Source organism: Allobosea psychrotolerans, from assembly GCF_002917105.1.
Lineage (GTDB): Bacteria > Pseudomonadota > Alphaproteobacteria > Rhizobiales > Beijerinckiaceae > Allobosea > Allobosea psychrotolerans.
The window spans coordinates 57,035-72,436 of record NZ_PQFZ01000022.1; the positions used below are offsets into that span (position 1 = coordinate 57,035).

The following is a 15,402-nucleotide window of genomic DNA, read 5'->3' on the forward strand; positions in this document are numbered from 1 at the left end:
ATCGGCTCACCAGTGCCGTGGCCAGGCGATCCGTGCCACGAGCCCACCGCCCGGCCGCTCGGACAGCGTCAGCCCGCCGCGATGCGCCTCGGCAATGGCGCGCACGATGGCAAGCCCCAGACCGAAACCGCTGCTCTCGCGCAAGGTGCGGGCGAGATCGGCGCGATAGAACGGCTCGAACACCTTCTCGCGATGCTCCGGGGCAATGCCCGGGCCATCATCCTCGACCACGATGGCGACAGTCTCGGCCTCGTCATCATCGAGCCGCACCACCGCCTTGCCGCCGAACTTGATCGCATTGTCGACGAGATTGGTGACGGCGCGCGTCATCTGGTCGGCATCGCACAGGGCCGAGGCGCGGATTGGCCCTTCATAGACGACGATATGTCCGAGATCGGCGAAATCATCGCAAACCGTCTGGAGCAGCGCCGGCACATCGGTCGCGACCATGCTGCCCGAGGCGCGCCCCTCGCGCAGATAGGACAAGGCCCCGCTGACCATGCGCTCCATCAGCGCCAGGTCGGCCAGGATGGCGCGGCGCTTGTCGTCATCGCCGATTTCCTCGGTGCGCAAGCGCAGCCGCGTGATCGGCGTGCGCAGATCATGGCTGACGGCTGCCAGCATCCGCGTCCGCTCATCGACGAGCCGCCGGATGCGCGCCGCCATCGCCCCGAAGGCGGCGGCAAGCCGCTTGACCTCGACAGGGCCATGCTCGAGCGAGACCGCCTCATCGCGATCGGGATCAAAGCGGTCGGCGGCTGCAGCCAATTGCGACAGCGGCGAAACCACCGCCCGCGTCGCCCAGAGCGACAAGAGCCCGATCAGCATGGCAAGCGAGGCCAGCATCGTGATCAGGTAGAAAATAAAGGCCGTACCGCGCGGCGGTGGCGTCATGGCGGGCGGCTCGACCACCAGCCCGGTTCCGTCAGCGAAGCGCAAGGCCACGGCGGGCGGCAGCTCCCGCCTGGACTGCGCATCGCTCTCAAGCAGTTGCGCCTGCCCGAGGCCGGACAGGTCCTGTTCGAGCAACTCGAGCAAGGCCGCATCATACCTGTTCGGATTGCGCAGCGGCGTGCCCTGACCCGGCTGCAGTCGCGACAGTCGCGGATTTGCCCTGGTGGCAGCCTCGATGATGGCGGCCTTCAATTCCGGCGTCGCCGCCGCATTGTGCAATTGAGCCAGCGACACCAGCTCGGTCACATAGGAGAAGCGCGGAATCCGACGCAGCTCCGCCGGCAGAAACGTCAGCAGCACGGCCACCGTGACGAGATTGGCGAGGATCAGCGAACCGACGACGATGACCGCGATCTGCGCGGCGGCCCGGGCCGGCAGCAGGCGCAGCAGGAAACGCTTCATCCCGCCTCGATCTCCGGCGAGAACATGTAGCCGCCCGACCTGATGGTCTGGATCATCTCCGGTTCGCGCGGATTGCTCTCCATCTTCTGCCTCAGGCGGCTGACGAGCACGTCGATCGAGCGCTCGAACGGCGCGGCCGCACGGCCTTGCGTCAAATCGAGCAGCTGGTCGCGTGACAGCACACGGCGCGGCCGCTCGCAGAAGGCAAGCAGCAGATCGAGCTCGGCCCCGGTCAGAGCCACGCGTTCCCCGGCGGGGTTGAACAGCCGCCGGACCGCCTTGTCGAGCTTCCAGCCGGCAAAGCTGAGGAAGACGCTCTCACCGATCTCGGGTTGCCCCTGGGCGGAGGCCCGCCTGAGCACGGCGCGGATGCGGGCGAGCAATTCACGCGGATTGAACGGCTTCACGAGATAGTCGTCGGCCCCCATTTCGAGGCCGAGGATGCGGTCGATCTCCTCGGCCTTGGCCGTGAGCATGATGATCGGTATCGCGCCGTCCGCCCGCAGCCGCCGGCATAGGCTCAGCCCGTCCTCGCCCGGGAGCATCAGGTCGAGCACGATCAGGTCGAAACGGCCGTCGCGCAGGGCGACATCCATCTCGCGCCCGTTCGCCACGGTCTTGACGCGATAGTCATTGTTGCGAAGGAAACGCGAGACGAGCGTCGCGATCTCGCGGTCGTCCTCGACGATAAGGATATGTGCGGTTCGGGTCATCGGGCGGCCTTAAACCCAGCGCGCGGCGTGGTCGCGACGGAATTGTTTCCAATTGTTTCTGAGCGGGCTTCTGGAAAAGCCCCGATACCAGATACCCGAATCCTGGACGTCATTTCGCAAAACGCAGCGCCGACACTCTGGCGCGAATGATGACCACGACCCCAACCATGTCAAATCATGTCGGCGCTGAGATCATCCCCGGCAGGATTCAGCCCGTCAAGCCGCATGGATGGCTTCGGCGCGCCGCCATCCAGCTGCTGCTGCTCGCCGGCGTCTCGCTCTGGCTGCTGATGCTGCCAGCCCTCATGGCCTATGACGGCTTGTCCTCGGGCGAGAACGGTTGCGGTCGGCGCGGCTTTCGCGACCCTGTGACCGGTCGGCCAATGCAGCTCTCCTCCGCGCCAGTGGGACCGGCCGATGCCGATGGCTGCCCGCTGCCGCCACGGGGACGCGCCCGATGATCCCTCGCCGCCTGTTGGACGGCGCCTTGCGTTCGCCCCCCGTGCTCGACCGTCTCGGCAAGATCGTGCTGCGCCATCCCCTCACCTTGGCGCTCATCGTCCTGCCTCTCGCCTTGCTGCTCGGCTCGCTCGCGGGTTACGGGTTCGGCCGTGCCGGCTCGGCGCCGCCCTATCGCGCGACCCGGCTTCAAGCCGTCACCGCCGATCTCGGCCGGATCGAGGGCGACTACCTGCTGGCGGCCGGCGATTCCCATATCGAGCGCTGGCCCACGCGCAGGCTCTGCGGCCTGCCGCTCGTCAATGCCGGGCTGTCCGGAGCGACCGCCGGTGCCTATGCCGATTTCCTTGCGGGACTGCCGCTGCCGCATCCACCGCGTGCCGTGATCCTGACCATCGGCACCAATGACGCCAACGCCAAGCGCTTCAGCAACGAAGACGAGGCGGCGATGCGTTTCGAGGCCAGCTTCGCGCCGCTGCTCGGGGCCCTGCAACGCACATCCCGCATCGTGCTCGTCACCGGCGTCCCGCCCATCGACACGGCCAGGGCCGAGGGCTTCTCGGCGGAGGCCGCCGAGCGCATCGGGTCGCTGGCGGAGAACACCTGCAAGGCGACGAGCGGTTGCCTGGTCGCCAACCCCTTCACACCAGGCCTGCCCATGGTCGACGGCGTTCACTACAGGGATTACGCCGCTGTCTATCGCCGGATCGGCCCTGCGCTCTGCGCCGCACTCGAAGGGGAGCACGCCGTCACGGCCAGCTCGCGATGAGCCGAGGCGGCGGGATCATAAAGACGAGGCGGTCGGCCACCGCGCCATGAAGCTGACGCAGACGCGCCATGACACGTGCGGCCACGCATTGGATTGCCTGGCCGCCACACCCATCTGCATGGTCCTTTCAGGATTCGCGCCTCGGCCTGCGGCACAGCCGCGGTCTCCCGCCGACGCGCCAGAGCAGAGGCCGCCATGGTCGCCATTTCCGTTCTCGACCTCGTTCCCGTCGTCGAAGGCCAGGAGGCGGGTGACGCGCTCCGGAACTCGATCGAGCTCATCCGCCATGCCGAAGCCCTGGGCTATCGACGCTACTGGGTCGCCGAGCACCACAACATGACCGGCATCGCCAGCGCTGCGACCGCCGTGGTGATCGGCGCGCTCGCTGGAGCAACCAGCACGATCCGCGTCGGCGCCGGCGGCGTGATGCTGCCCAACCACGCCCCGCTGATCATCGCCGAACAGTTCGGCACGCTGGAAGCGCTCTTTCCCGGCCGCATCGATCTCGGCCTCGGCCGCGCGCCGGGGACGGACCAGCGCACATTGCGCGCGCTGCGGCGCGACCCGATGGCCTCGGACCAGTTTCCGCAGGACGTGCTCGAGGTACAGGCCTTTTTCGAGCCGGCCGGGCCGAACCAGGCGGTCCAGGCCGTGCCGGGCGCGGGCCTGCGCGTGCCGCTCTGGATCCTCGGATCGAGCCTGTTCGGCGCGCAGCTCGCCGCCGAGCTTGGCCTGCCCTATGCCTTCGCCTCGCATTTCGCGCCGGATGCGCTGATCCAGGCCCTGGCGATCTATCGCGAACGCTTCAAGCCGTCGGAGCAGGCGGCAAAGCCCTATGCCATGCCCGGCATCAACGTCGTCGCCGCCGAGACCGACGCCGAGGCGCGCCATCTCGCGACCTCCCTGCAGCAGCGCTTCGTCGGCATGGTCCGCGGGGCGCGCGGCAAGCTCCAGCCGCCGATCGCCGATATCGAGCAATATTGGTCACCGGCCGAGAAGGCGCATGTCTCGCAGATGCTGCGCTACGCCTTCATCGGCTCGCCCGAGACGATCAAGCGGGAGCTTGGCGCCTTCATCGCAGCGACATCCGCCGATGAGATCATGGTCACCGCGCCGATTTACGATCAAGCGGCGCGCAAGCGGTCCTACGAGATCCTGGCGCAGATCGCGCCGGAGATCGGTCTGGCACGCTCAGTGGCCTGACGCCGCGCCGGAACTTCAATCCCGGGGCGGCGTTTGACCGTCGCAGTCTCACACGCATGCCCCGGGGAATTTCATGAAGCTCTCGATCGCGGCGACGCTGACCTATGGGTTTGGCGGCGCGACACAGATCATCGCCGCACTCGAAGCCGCCCGCTCCCCCGACCAGCTGATCCTCTCGGAAGAGCTCAGCGTCACGCCGGAAGCCGCATTGATCCGCGACGAGGATCCAACGACAGGCGAGAGACGCTTTCGCACGGCGCTCTCCGGCCAGGTCGAGATTCGCTACAACGCTGTCGTCGATAACGGCGTGCGAGTGCCGCTCTCAGCCAGCGCCCGCCAGCACGACTGGTCGGAACTGCCCCGCGACGTGTTGCCCTATCTGCTGCCCAGCCGTTTCTGCCCCTCCGACGAATTCATGCGCTTCGCCCAGCGCGAGTTCCGCATGGTCCAGGGCGGTGGTGCGCGCGTTCTCAGCGTCCTCGACTGGCTCCATACCCATCTCGACTATGTTCATGGCGTCAGCCACGCACTGACCACCGCCGAGCAGACCTTCATCGACCGGGCCGGCGTCTGCCGCGACTTCACCCATCTCGGCATCGCCTTGACGCGGGCGCTGAACATCCCGGCGCGCGCGGTCAGCGCCTATGCGCTCGACCTCGATCCCCCGGATTTCCACGCCGTCTACGAGGTGTTTCTTGATGGGCGCTGGTGGCTCGTCGACCCGACCCGGCTCGCTCCCGTCGAAGGGCTGGTCAGGATCGCGAGCGGGCGCGACGCCGCCGACATCGCTTTCCTGACCAGCGAATACAACTGCCAATGTCTGAACCAGAGCATCACGGTGGTGCGCCTGCTGGACGACGTCGACCAGCAGGCCGCCTGAAAGCTCAGCCCGGCTGCTGAACCGCTCTCGCCCGCCGCGACGCCCGCATCAGATTGCCAGCGAGCGCCACCAGGAAGAACGCGGCCTGCACCACGACGATGCAGGGGCCGGTGGCGGCATCGAGATGGAAGCTCAGGATGGTACCGAGCACACTCGACAGCGTCGCGGCGCCGACAGCGACCAGCAACATCCAATCGAACTGCCGCGTCGTCAGATAGCCGATGGCGCCGGGCGCAACCAGCATCGCCACCACCAGGATGATGCCGACCGCTTTCAGCGCCGCGACGATGGTCAGCGCCAGGATCGTCAGCAAGCCGAAATGCAGCAAGCGGACATTCAGCCCGATGGCGCGGGCATGAGCCGGATCGAAGGCATGCAGCAGAAGATCGCGACGCTTGAGCAGCAGAATCGCGATCGTCGGCACGGCGATCAGCGCCGTCTCGGCGATGTCGTTCCAGCGCAGCCCGAGCAGATTGCCGAACAGGATATGGTTGAGGTGCTGGTCGCTCTCGACCTTGACGAAGAGCACCAGTCCGAACGCGAACATGCCGGAAAAGACGATGCCCATGACCGTGTCCTCTTTGACCCGGCTGTTCTCCTTGATGTAGCCGATGCCGAAAGCACAGGCCAAGCCCGAGGCGAAGGCGCCAACGATCAGCGGCAATCCTGCGCTATAGGCCAGCACGATCCCGGGCAGGACAGCGTGCGACACCGCATCGCCCATCAGGGCCCAGCCCTTGAGCACCAGGAAGCAGGACAGCATCGCGCAGACGATGCCGACCAACACGGCGACGGCGAGCCCACGCAACATGAACTCATGCGCGAAGGGGCTGAGAAACCAGGCATGCAGCATCGTCATAGCCCCGCCTCCTCGACTGTGCGCGCCGCCCGCACGGCAGCCAACCGGCCGTGCTTGGGCGCGAACACGAAGGCGAGCAGGAAGAGCACGGTCTGGAACACCACGATCAGCCCTCCCGTCGAACCGTCGAGGAAATAGCTGGCATAGGCTCCCGCCGCGCTGGTGACGACGCCCATTGCGATCGCGATCCAGATCATGACGCCAAACCTGTCGGTCAGCAGGTAACCAGTCGCGCCCGGCGTCACCACCATGGCGATGACCAGGATCGCGCCGACCGTCTGCAGCGCCGCGACCGTGCAGGCGCTGAGCAGCACGAAGAAGAGGATCTTCATCCGCGTCGGCGAGAGGCCGACGGCGCGCGCGTGGTTCTCGTCGAAGAAGACCAGCATCAGATCCTTCCAGCGCGCGACCAGGATGGCGAGCGAGATCGCGGCGATGATCGCGACCTGGACGACGTCCTCATCCGAGATGCCCAGGATGTTGCCAAGCACGATCGACTGGACATTGACCGAGGTCGGGTTGATCGAGACGATCAGGAGCCCCGCCGCGAAGAAGGTGGTGAAGACGATGCCGATGACCGCGTCCTCGCGCAATTGCGTGCGCACCCTGACCAGCGCCATGGCGAGCGCTGCGAGCAGCCCCGAGAAGAAGGCGCCGGCTGCATAGGGAACCTTGAGCAGATAAGCGAGCGCGACCCCCGGCACGATCGCGTGCGATAGCGCATCCCCCATCAGCGACCAGCCCTTCAGCATCAGATAGCAGGACAGGAAGGCGCAGACGCCGCCCACCAGCGCCGAGACCCAGATGGCCTTCACCATGTATTGGTAGCCGAAGGGCTCCAGAAGCAATTCGATCACGACGAGCGCCCCTCCCTGCCGGGTGCCCTCTCGCCATTCACCTTGCCGCCATCGGCCAGTTTCTCATGGTCACGCTCGCCATAGAGCACGAGCGGGCGCTCATCGTCGCTGATGACGGTGACGCGGCGCGCATCCGCATCCTCATGCAAAGCCTGCCCTTCCAGCCGGAAATGCCTGAGCGCACCGCCGAAGGCGCGCTGCAGATTGGCATGCGTGAAGGTCGTCTCGGTCGGCCCGGCTGCCAGCACCGTCTTGTTGACCAGCACGACCTGATCGCAGAAATCGGGGATCGAGCCGAGATTATGCGTCGAGACCAGCATGAGCCGGCCCTCGCTGCGCAACTCCCGCATCAGATCGACGATCTGGTCCTCGGTCTTGACGTCGACCCCGGTGAAGGGCTCGTCGAGCAGGATGACCCGCCCGCCCTGCGCCAGGGCGCGGGCCAGGAAGACGCGCTTGCGCTGGCCGCCGCTGAGTTCGCCGATCTGCCGGCGGCGGAACTCCAGCATGTTGACCCGGGCCAGGGCGTCGTCGACCGCATCGCGATCGGCTTTTCCGGCGATGCGCAGGAAACCCATATGACCATAGCGCCCCATCATCACGACATCGTCGACCAGAACGGGGAAGCTCCAATCCACCTCCTCCGCTTGCGGCACATAGGCGACGAGACCGCGCTTCAGCGCCTGGCGAACCTCCATTCCGGCGATCGAGACCATACCCTTTGCCGGCTTCAGAAACCCCATCAAGGTCTTGAAGAGCGTCGATTTGCCGGAGCCGTTGATGCCGACGAGCGCGCAGATCGTGCCCGGCCCGAGCGCAAAGGAGGCATCGTGCACCGCGGTGACGCCGTTGCCGTAGCGGACCGTGACCCCGGCGACGACGATCGACGGGGTCGGGCCGGCGGCCAAGCTCGAACTGGTCGCAGGCGTTTTCACTGGCCAAACCCCCTTGCGATCGTATCCACGGTCACCTCCAGCAGCTTGGCGAAGGTCGGCACCGGCCCGTTTGCGGCCGACAGCGAGTCGACATAGAGCACCCCGGCATATTTCGCGCCGGTCTCGCGCGCGACCTGTCTGGCCGGCTTGTCCGAGATCGTGCTTTCGCTGAAGACGGCCGGAATCTTGCTCTTGCGCACGAGGTCGATCAGCCTGCGGACCTGCTGCGGCGTGCCCTGCTCATCGGCGTTGATCGGCCAGAGATAGGCCTCGCGCCAGCCATAGTCGCGGGTGAGGTAGCTGAAGGCGCCCTCGCTGGAGACGAGCCAGCGCTTGTCGGCCGGAACCTTGTCGAGCCGCGCCCGCAACGGCGCGTCCATCGCCCTGATCTCGTCGGCATAGGCTGCAGCGTTCCTGGCATAGGTCGCGGCATTGGCGGGATCGGCCTTGGCCAGCGCCGTCCTGATGTTCTCGATATAGATCAGCGCGTTCTTGGTCGACATCCAGGCATGGGGGTTCGGCTTGTCCTGATAGGGGCCTTCCTTGATGCCCATCGGCTCGATGCCGTCGGTCAGCACCGCGCTCGGCACGTTCTTGACGTTCTCGAAGAATCTTTCGAACCAGCGCTCCAGATTGAGCCCGTTCCACAGCACGAGATCGGCCGATTGCGCTTTCACCACGTCGAGCGGTGTCGGCTGGTAATCGTGGATCTCGGCGCCGGGCTTGGTGATCGACTCGACGATCGCGACATTGCCGGCAACGTTCTGCGCCATGTCCTGAATGATGGTGAAGGTCGTGACCACGCGCAACGGCTTGCCCGGCGCCGGCTGCGCCAGCGCCGGAGCCGCCGCGGCGCAAAGACCACCCGTGACAGCAAGGGCCGCCCACAGGCCCACGAAATGACGACGCGAACGCATGCTCTCTCCTGCCGGCAATCAAATCCTTCCAATAGCTATTGCAAACGAATTGCATCTGTCAATGCAATTGCAAATGATTTGCATTATTCCTGTTTTGCAAATGCGTCGCAGCCTTGCTATCTGCGAAGAATGATCGGAATCGAGCAGCGCGTGGCCATTTTCGAGGGCCAGTTGAAGCAAGCGGGCTTGCGGATGACGCAGCAGCGCCGGCTGATCCTGCGCATTCTCGCCGAAGCGCACGACCACCCCGACGCCAAGGGCATCTTCACCCGCGCCTTCGAGCACGACCCGACCTTGTCGCTCTCGACCGTCTACCGAACCATGAAGCTCTTGGAATCGCAGGGCGCGATCGAGCGCCACGCCTTCGAGGACGGCGTCTCGCGCTACGAGCATGCCGACCAGCAGCATCACGACCATCTGATCGATGTCGAGACCGGCCAGGTGGTGGAGTTCTCATCACCGGAGATCGAGGCTCTGCAGGCGAAGATCGCAGCCGAGCTGGGCTACGAGATCGTCCGCCACCGGCTCGAGCTCTATGCGCGCAAGCTGCCCAAGGCCGGCCGGAAGCGCGTCAAAAAGGACGTTTGATGCGCCTTTCCATCATGCTCGGGCTTGTCCCGAGCATCTCACGACCAGCGAACCTCCTGAGCAGGATGCGAGAAAGTGGGAACGGGTTTTTCGCGTCGATCCTGCTCTAACTCTGAAATCATCCGGCTCTAGGAGATGGCCGGGTCAAGCCCGGCCATGACGTATCGGCGGCCGCTCAGCCTGCCTTGCGCTTGTTTTGCCGGTTGGCGATCAGGTCGTCGACCACCGCCGGATCGGCCAGGGTCGAGGTGTCGCCGAGCGCGCCGAACTCGTCCTCGGCGATCTTGCGCAGGATGCGGCGCATGATCTTGCCCGAGCGGGTCTTGGGCAGACCGGGCGAGAACTGGATCAGGTCAGGCGAGGCGATCGGGCCGATCTCCTTGCGCACATAGGACACCAGATCCTTGCGCAACTCCTCGCTCGGCGTCTCGCCGGCCATCAGCGTGACATAGGCGTAGATGCCCTGGCCCTTGATATCGTGGGGATAGCCGACGACGGCTGCTTCCGAGACCTTGGGATGCGCCACCAGCGCCGATTCGACTTCGGCCGTGCCCATGCGGTGCCCGGAGACGTTGATCACGTCGTCGACGCGCCCGGTGATCCAGTAATAGCCGTCGGCATCGCGCCGGCAGCCATCACCGGTGAAATACTTGTTCGGGTAGGTGGCGAAATAGGTTTCCTCGAAGCGCTTATGATCGCCATAGACCGTACGCATCTGGCCGGGCCAGCTCTCGGCGATGACGAGGTTGCCCTCGCAGGCGCCTTCCAGGATCTTGCCCTCGGCATCGACGATCTCGGGCTTGACGCCGAAGAAGGGCCGCGTCGCCGAGCCGGGCTTGAGCTTGGTCGCGCCCGGCAGCGGCGTGATCAGGATGCCGCCCGTCTCGGTCTGCCACCAGGTATCGACGATCGGGCAACGGTGGTCGCCGACGACGCGGTGATACCACTCCCAGGCTTCCGGATTGATCGGCTCGCCGACCGAGCCGAGCAACCGCAGCGATTTGCGCTTGGTCTTCTTCACCGGTTCCTCGCCCGCCCCCATCAGCGAGCGGATTGCGGTCGGCGCGGTGTAGAAGGTGTTGACCTTGTGCTTGTCGATCACCTCCCAGAAGCGGGAGATCGTCGGATAGGTCGGGATGCCCTCGAACATCAGCGTCGTCGCGCCGTTGGCGAGCGGGCCATAGAGGATGTAGCTGTGTCCGGTGACCCAGCCGACATCGGCCGTGCACCAGTAGATGTCGCCGTCATGATAGTCGAAGACGTATTGATGCGTCATCGACGTGTAGACGAGATAGCCGGCCGTCGTGTGAAGCACGCCCTTGGGCTTGCCGGTCGATCCGGAGGTGTAGAGCAGGAAGAGCGGATCCTCCGCCTTCATCTCCACGGGCGGGCAATGGCCCGAAACCTTGGCGGCCTCGTCATGGTACCAGACGTCGCGGCCGTCGACCATATGGGCATCGCCGCCCGTGCGCTTGACCACGATGACCTTGCCGATGCCGCCCTTGACCTTGGGATCGGCCGCATCGACGTTCTTCTTGAGCGGTACGGCGCGGCCCCCGCGCAAACCCTCATTGGCAGTGATCACGATCTTGGAATCGCTGTCCTCGATCCGGCTCGCCAGCGAATCGGGCGAGAAGCCTCCGAACACCACGGAATGGATCGCGCCGATACGTGCGCAGGCGAGCATCGCATAGGCCGCCTCGGGGATCATCGGCAGGTAGATGGTGACGCGGTCACCCTTCTTGACCCCGTTGGCCTTCAGCACGTTCGCGAACTTGCAGACCTCGGTATAGAGCTGGCCGTAGCTGATCTTCTTGGATTCCGAAGGGTCATCGCCCTCCCAGATGATCGCGGTCTGTTTGGCCCGCGTCGCCAGATGCCGATCGACGCAGTTATAGGCGACGTTGGTGGTGCCGTCCTCGTACCATTTGATCGAGACCTTGCCGGGCTTGTAGCTGGCGTTGCGGACCTTGCTGTAGGGCTTGAACCAGTCGATGCGCTGGCCGTGCTCGCCCCAGAACTTGTCAGGATCCTTGATCGAAGCCGCATACATCTTCTTGTATTTGGCGTCGTTCAGATGCGCCTTTTTGGCCCAGGCGGCGGGCACGTCATAGATCGTCTCGGACATGATAGGCGTCTCCCCAGACCTGGGCCGTCTGAATCGCGGCTTCGGGGGCGCATCCCGGGATTCGCCTCGTCCGCTTGGTTTGAATGCGCTGCATCATAGTCCCGGCAGCCGAGGCGGCAAGCTGGGTGGCCTCGCACTTTCGTTTCAAAGACTTTCGGCTGCCGTGCCGGGGTTCAAAGCCCGCCCATCTCGCAGACCAGCGCCCATTCCTCGTCGGTCACCGGCTGCACCGAGAGGCGGAACGACGTGACGAGCGACATCTTGGCAAGCTTCGGCTCCGCCTTGACCTGCGCCAGCGTCACCGGCTTCGGCAACGGCTTCACCGCCTTGAAGTCGACCAGTACCCAGGGCTCGCCCGGAATCCAGATATAGGCCTCCTTGATCACCTCGACGATGCCAACGACCTCCAGCCCCTCATTCGAGTGGTAGAAAAAGACCTGTTCGCCCTGCTTCATCGCCATCAGGTTGAGCTTGGCGGTATGGTTCTTGACGCCGTCCCAATGCGTGCCCTTGGCGCCGGCCGCGACCTGCTGGTCCCAGGACCATTTCACCGGTTCGGATTTGATCAGCCAATGTGCCATCAGGCCTCTTCCTCTTTCATCGGGTTTGGCGGTTTCGAGGCCGCTTGCCCCTGCTCGTTCCAGAACCGCACCATCTCACGCGTCAGGGCGGCATAGTCCTGCGGATCAAGCTCGACCCGGACCTCGCCCTCGCCGAAAGGCAGGATCAGCACGAAGCGATGCGTATCCTCGGCGCGGCGGCGGCGATGCTGGATCACGGGGCCGGCCGGCACACGGCCCGCCAATGCCACCGGCAGGCTCTCGGCGACGAGCTCCGAGCCCGTCGTCTTGCGCACTTCGGCGATGCCGCGCGCCACGCGCTTCGTCAGGTCGGACCAGTCATTGGCCATTGCCGCCTCCTTCGTCCCACCGTCTCACGGCCGGATCTCCACGCGCGTCCCATCCGGGACACGCGACCAAATCTCGCGAATCTCGGCATTGGTGACCGCAATGCAGCCATCCGTCCAGTCGCGGTTGCGATGCAGCCGACCGAGCCAGCCGAGGCCATTGCGGATGCCGTGGATCATGATGTCGCCGCCCGGCGAAACGCCGGCCCGCAGCGCTGTCTCGCGCGCCTGCTGATCCGGATAGGAGATGCGCAGGGCCAGATGATAGCGGCTGCGCGGATGCTTGAAGTCGACGGCATAGACGCCTTCCGGAGTGCGGCCATCGCCTTCCCTCCGCTTTTGGCCAACCGGATCGGGGCCGAGGGCCACGGCATAGCGCGCCAGCACTTGGCCATCCCGCTCCAGCGTCAGCCTCCGTATGCCCTTCTCGATCACGACGAGCGTCGCCTGCTCATCTTGATCTGCAAGCGCCGGCGTCACTCGCAAGACCTGCGAGACCTCCGAGCCCAAGGCAAGGACGAGCCCGACGCAGAGCAAGACCGCAGCTCGCTTCAACACGCTCTGGCCCGCCTCAATTCTCGGCGCGGAGCGGTCGGGCCAGGAGCCCGGCCACAGCCTCCCGCACGCCGATCTCGCCTGCTATGATCGCCGCGACCGCATTCGCGATCGGCATCTCGACCTTGTGCTCCCGTGCAATCCGCGCCAGCACCGAGGCGGTGAACGCCCCCTCCGCCAGCTTGCCGCCCGAGGCCTCCGCAAGCGGCCGCCCCTGTCCCAGCGCCAGGCCGAAGGCGAAGTTGCGCGATTGCGGCGAGGCGCAGCTCAACACGACATCGCCGAGCCCCGACAACCCCATCAGCGTCTCGCCTTGCGCGCCAAAAGCCTCACCGAAGCGGCGCAATTCGGAGAAACCCCGCGCCACCAGCGCAGCGCGGGCGCTCTCGCCATAGCCGAGGCCGATCGTGATTCCAGCCGCGATGGCGAGCACGTTCTTGGCCGCTCCGCCGATCTCGACGCCCCGCGGATCGGCGCTGTGATAGATGCGGAAAGCCGAGGAGCTCAGCGCCTCGGCCAGGGCCCGCGCCAGATCGGCGTCCTGCGCGGCGAGCGTCACCGCCGTGGGCAGGCCGCGCCCGATATCGGCGGCGAAGCTTGGACCCGACAGGATCGCAGCCGGCGAGCCGGGCCAGGCCTGCGCGATCACTTGCGTGGTGAACAGGCCGGTCGCCTGCTCGATGCCCTTGGCGGCAGAGATCACCGGCCGGCCGGCTGGCAGCGCCTGCGCCAGCCCCTCACAGACCTGCCTCAGGCTCTGCGTCGGTACCGCGACCACGAAGGCGCCAGCGGTGCTCAATGCCGCAAGCGACGATGTCGCGGCGATCGCCTCCGGCAGGATCACGCCTGGCAGATGCGGCGTCTGGCGGGTCTCGCGGATCGCCGTGATTGTCGCCGCATCGCGAGCCCAGAACAGGACCTCGCGCCCGGCGCGCGCCGCGGCCAGCGCCAGGGCCGTGCCGTAGGCCCCACCGCCGACGATGCCGATGACGAGAGGGGCGGTGAGCCCGCTCATTCCCCGGCCTTGGCGCCACGCGGCGCAAGCTCTTGCGGTACGAGGTCTTGCGGCCTGAGCTCGTCCAGCGGCCAGCGCGGGCGTGCGATCGCGCTCATATCGTCGATCAGCCCAAGGCGCAGCCGCTCCAGCCCGGCCCAGGCGATCATCGCGCCATTGTCCCCGCAGAGGGCGACCGGCGGCGCCACCATCGGCAGGCCGGCCTCGGTCGCGAGCCGCGTCAGCCCGCGCCGGATCGGCTGATTGGCGGCGACGCCGCCCGCCACGACCAGCGCCGACGGCGTGATACCGGCAGCGCGGCAGGCGCGCAGGCCAGCCCGTGTCCGGTCGACCATCACGTCGACGACCGCCGCCTGGAAGGAGGCGCAGAGATCGGCGACATCGCGATCCGACAAGGGCGCGATCCGCTCGGCGACGAGGCGCACCGCCGTCTTGAGGCCAGACAGCGAGAAATCCGGATTCGGCCGGCCGCTCATCGGGCGGGGAAAGTCGAAGCGCTCGGAATCGCCCTTCTCCGCCTCGCGCTCCACCGAAGGGCCGCCCGGATAGGCCAGGCCCAGCATCTTGGCGATCTTGTCGAAGGCCTCGCCGACGGCGTCGTCGATCGTGCCGCCGAGCTTGAGATAGTCGCCGACGCCGCGCACGGCGAGCAATTGCGTGTGCCCGCCCGAAACCAGCAGCAGCAGATAGGGAAAGGCGAGATCGTCGGTCAGTCGCGCCGTCAGCGCATGGGCTTCGAGATGGTTGATCGCGATGAAGGGCTTACCCGTCACCAGCGCAATCGCTTTCCCCGTGGTCAACCCGACCATGACGCCACCGACGAGCCCCGGACCGGCTGCGGCAGCAACCCCATCGATCTCGGCTGGCTTGAGCCCCGCTCGCGCGAAAGCGCTGCCGACGATGCGGTCGATCGCCTCGACATGGGCACGCGCCGCGATCTCCGGCACGACGCCGCCAAAGGCCGCATGCGCGGCAATCTGGCTCAGCACCTCGTTCGACAGGATTTTTGCCTCGCCGGAGCGCGTGACCTCGACAATCGCAGCCGCGGTCTCGTCACAAGTCGTCTCTATGCCCAAAACTCGCATGATCGGCCGGTTGGTCTCGCAGCAGCTGTGACGGAATAGGCGGGCGCAGGAATTCGGTCGTGAAGAACCGGCAGTTTCGCGCCGGGAATTCCCCCGTATAGTGCGCGAGCGAGCATAAGGCCAAGAGGCCGTTATGCGGCCCGGATGCAAGTCCGGAATACCGAGTCTGGATGCCG

The 15,402-nt window shown here is 66.1% G+C and carries 17 protein-coding genes; 5 read left to right on the forward strand and 12 right to left on the reverse strand.

Translation table 11 applies throughout. From position 1 onward, the window contains the following. Positions 1-6: 6 nt before the first annotated feature. Positions 7-1,356, reverse strand: a complete 1,350-nt coding sequence (locus tag CYD53_RS25535) for a sensor histidine kinase (protein ID WP_103720907.1) — start codon at positions 1,354-1,356, stop codon at positions 7-9. Next, complete coding sequence (locus tag CYD53_RS25540) at positions 1,353-2,069, reverse strand: response regulator (RefSeq protein ID WP_103720908.1); 717 nt, start codon at positions 2,067-2,069, stop codon at positions 1,353-1,355. Before CYD53_RS25540 ends, CYD53_RS25535 begins: the two co-directional genes overlap by 4 nt. A gap of 149 nt (positions 2,070-2,218) precedes the next feature. On the opposite strand from CYD53_RS25540, the gene CYD53_RS25545 reads away from it, so the two are divergent. The 4 genes from CYD53_RS25545 to CYD53_RS25560 all read left to right on the forward strand — a co-directional run bounded on the left by CYD53_RS25545 (position 2,219) and on the right by CYD53_RS25560 (position 5,380). Continuing rightward, positions 2,219-2,530 carry a hypothetical protein gene (locus CYD53_RS25545; protein ID WP_146056009.1) on the forward strand — a complete coding sequence of 104 codons (312 nt, stop codon included), beginning with the start codon at positions 2,219-2,221 and terminating at the stop codon, positions 2,528-2,530. 26 nt (positions 2,531-2,556) lie between these two features. Next, on the forward strand, positions 2,557-3,297 hold the full coding sequence (locus CYD53_RS25550; protein ID WP_181012026.1) for an SGNH/GDSL hydrolase family protein: 741 nt from the start codon (positions 2,557-2,559) through the stop codon (positions 3,295-3,297). Between the two features lie 195 nt (positions 3,298-3,492). Next, on the forward strand, positions 3,493-4,500 hold the full coding sequence (locus CYD53_RS25555; protein WP_103720911.1) for an LLM class flavin-dependent oxidoreductase: 1,008 nt from the start codon (positions 3,493-3,495) through the stop codon (positions 4,498-4,500). A gap of 73 nt (positions 4,501-4,573) precedes the next feature. Next, positions 4,574-5,380, forward strand: a complete 807-nt coding sequence (locus CYD53_RS25560; protein ID WP_103720912.1) for a transglutaminase-like domain-containing protein — start codon at positions 4,574-4,576, stop codon at positions 5,378-5,380. Between the two features lie 4 nt (positions 5,381-5,384). On the opposite strand, the gene CYD53_RS25565 is transcribed toward CYD53_RS25560, so the two are convergent. The 4 genes from CYD53_RS25565 to CYD53_RS25580 are packed head-to-tail and all read right to left on the reverse strand — an operon-like array spanning position 5,385 to position 8,948. Next, positions 5,385-6,239 carry a metal ABC transporter permease gene (locus CYD53_RS25565; RefSeq protein WP_103720913.1) on the reverse strand — a complete coding sequence of 285 codons (855 nt, stop codon included), beginning with the start codon at positions 6,237-6,239 and terminating at the stop codon, positions 5,385-5,387. Beyond that, positions 6,236-7,096: a metal ABC transporter permease gene (locus tag CYD53_RS25570; RefSeq protein ID WP_103720914.1), complete on the reverse strand. Its 861-nt coding sequence runs from the start codon at positions 7,094-7,096 to the stop codon at positions 6,236-6,238. The genes CYD53_RS25565 and CYD53_RS25570 overlap by 4 nt, the downstream gene beginning before the upstream one ends. Further along, complete coding sequence (locus tag CYD53_RS25575; RefSeq protein WP_103720915.1) at positions 7,093-8,031, reverse strand: manganese/iron ABC transporter ATP-binding protein; 939 nt, start codon at positions 8,029-8,031, stop codon at positions 7,093-7,095. Before CYD53_RS25575 ends, CYD53_RS25570 begins: the two co-directional genes overlap by 4 nt. Next, positions 8,028-8,948, reverse strand: coding sequence for a metal ABC transporter substrate-binding protein (locus tag CYD53_RS25580; protein ID WP_103720916.1), 921 nt, complete (start codon positions 8,946-8,948; stop codon positions 8,028-8,030). Before CYD53_RS25580 ends, CYD53_RS25575 begins: the two co-directional genes overlap by 4 nt. Positions 8,949-9,077: 129 nt before the next feature. Between CYD53_RS25580 and CYD53_RS25585 the strand changes: the two genes are divergently transcribed. Continuing rightward, the gene (locus CYD53_RS25585; protein WP_103720917.1) at positions 9,078-9,536 is read left to right on the forward strand and encodes a Fur family transcriptional regulator; all 459 of its coding nucleotides are present in this window, start codon (positions 9,078-9,080) and stop codon (positions 9,534-9,536) included. Between the two features lie 175 nt (positions 9,537-9,711). On the opposite strand, the gene acs is transcribed toward CYD53_RS25585, so the two are convergent. The 6 genes from acs to tsaD form a co-directional block, all read right to left on the reverse strand. Continuing rightward, positions 9,712-11,664: an acetate--CoA ligase gene (gene acs / locus CYD53_RS25590; protein WP_103720918.1), complete on the reverse strand. Its 1,953-nt coding sequence runs from the start codon at positions 11,662-11,664 to the stop codon at positions 9,712-9,714. A gap of 173 nt (positions 11,665-11,837) precedes the next feature. Continuing rightward, positions 11,838-12,245 carry an EVE domain-containing protein gene (locus CYD53_RS25595; protein ID WP_103720919.1) on the reverse strand — a complete coding sequence of 136 codons (408 nt, stop codon included), beginning with the start codon at positions 12,243-12,245 and terminating at the stop codon, positions 11,838-11,840. Further along, on the reverse strand, positions 12,245-12,574 hold the full coding sequence (locus tag CYD53_RS25600; RefSeq protein ID WP_103720920.1) for a hypothetical protein: 330 nt from the start codon (positions 12,572-12,574) through the stop codon (positions 12,245-12,247). The genes CYD53_RS25595 and CYD53_RS25600 overlap by 1 nt, the downstream gene beginning before the upstream one ends. A 24-nt stretch (positions 12,575-12,598) precedes the next feature. Beyond that, positions 12,599-13,129, reverse strand: coding sequence for a L,D-transpeptidase family protein (locus CYD53_RS25605; protein WP_245928431.1), 531 nt, complete (start codon positions 13,127-13,129; stop codon positions 12,599-12,601). Between the two features lie 13 nt (positions 13,130-13,142). After that, positions 13,143-14,141 (reverse strand): NAD(P)H-dependent glycerol-3-phosphate dehydrogenase, encoded by a 999-nt coding sequence (locus tag CYD53_RS25610; protein ID WP_103720922.1) that lies wholly within the window; start codon positions 14,139-14,141, stop codon positions 13,143-13,145. Then, the gene (gene tsaD / locus CYD53_RS25615; protein ID WP_103720923.1) at positions 14,138-15,226 is read right to left on the reverse strand and encodes a tRNA (adenosine(37)-N6)-threonylcarbamoyltransferase complex transferase subunit TsaD; all 1,089 of its coding nucleotides are present in this window, start codon (positions 15,224-15,226) and stop codon (positions 14,138-14,140) included. Before tsaD ends, CYD53_RS25610 begins: the two co-directional genes overlap by 4 nt. Between the last annotated feature and the right edge of the window lie 176 nt (positions 15,227-15,402).

Excerpts from the sequence above, each read along its gene's own strand:
- CYD53_RS25560 (WP_103720912.1), top strand. The coding sequence starts at position 4,574 with ATGAAGCTCTCGATCGCGGCGACGCTGACCTATGGGTTTGGCGGCGCG.
- CYD53_RS25545 (WP_146056009.1), top strand. The coding sequence starts at position 2,219 with ATGACCACGACCCCAACCATGTCAAATCATGTCGGCGCTGAGATCATC.
- CYD53_RS25585 (WP_103720917.1), top strand. The coding sequence starts at position 9,078 with ATGATCGGAATCGAGCAGCGCGTGGCCATTTTCGAGGGCCAGTTGAAG.
- tsaD (WP_103720923.1), bottom strand. The coding sequence starts at position 15,226 with ATGCGAGTTTTGGGCATAGAGACGACTTGTGACGAGACCGCGGCTGCG.
- CYD53_RS25600 (WP_103720920.1), bottom strand. The coding sequence starts at position 12,574 with ATGGCCAATGACTGGTCCGACCTGACGAAGCGCGTGGCGCGCGGCATC.
- CYD53_RS25610 (WP_103720922.1), bottom strand. The coding sequence starts at position 14,141 with ATGAGCGGGCTCACCGCCCCTCTCGTCATCGGCATCGTCGGCGGTGGG.
- CYD53_RS25555 (WP_103720911.1), top strand. The coding sequence starts at position 3,493 with ATGGTCGCCATTTCCGTTCTCGACCTCGTTCCCGTCGTCGAAGGCCAG.
- CYD53_RS25595 (WP_103720919.1), bottom strand. The coding sequence starts at position 12,245 with ATGGCACATTGGCTGATCAAATCCGAACCGGTGAAATGGTCCTGGGAC.
- CYD53_RS25580 (WP_103720916.1), bottom strand. The coding sequence starts at position 8,948 with ATGCGTTCGCGTCGTCATTTCGTGGGCCTGTGGGCGGCCCTTGCTGTC.
- acs (WP_103720918.1), bottom strand. The coding sequence starts at position 11,664 with ATGTCCGAGACGATCTATGACGTGCCCGCCGCCTGGGCCAAAAAGGCG.
- CYD53_RS25535 (WP_103720907.1), bottom strand. The coding sequence starts at position 1,356 with ATGAAGCGTTTCCTGCTGCGCCTGCTGCCGGCCCGGGCCGCCGCGCAG.
- CYD53_RS25565 (WP_103720913.1), bottom strand. The coding sequence starts at position 6,239 with ATGACGATGCTGCATGCCTGGTTTCTCAGCCCCTTCGCGCATGAGTTC.
- CYD53_RS25540 (WP_103720908.1), bottom strand. The coding sequence starts at position 2,069 with ATGACCCGAACCGCACATATCCTTATCGTCGAGGACGACCGCGAGATC.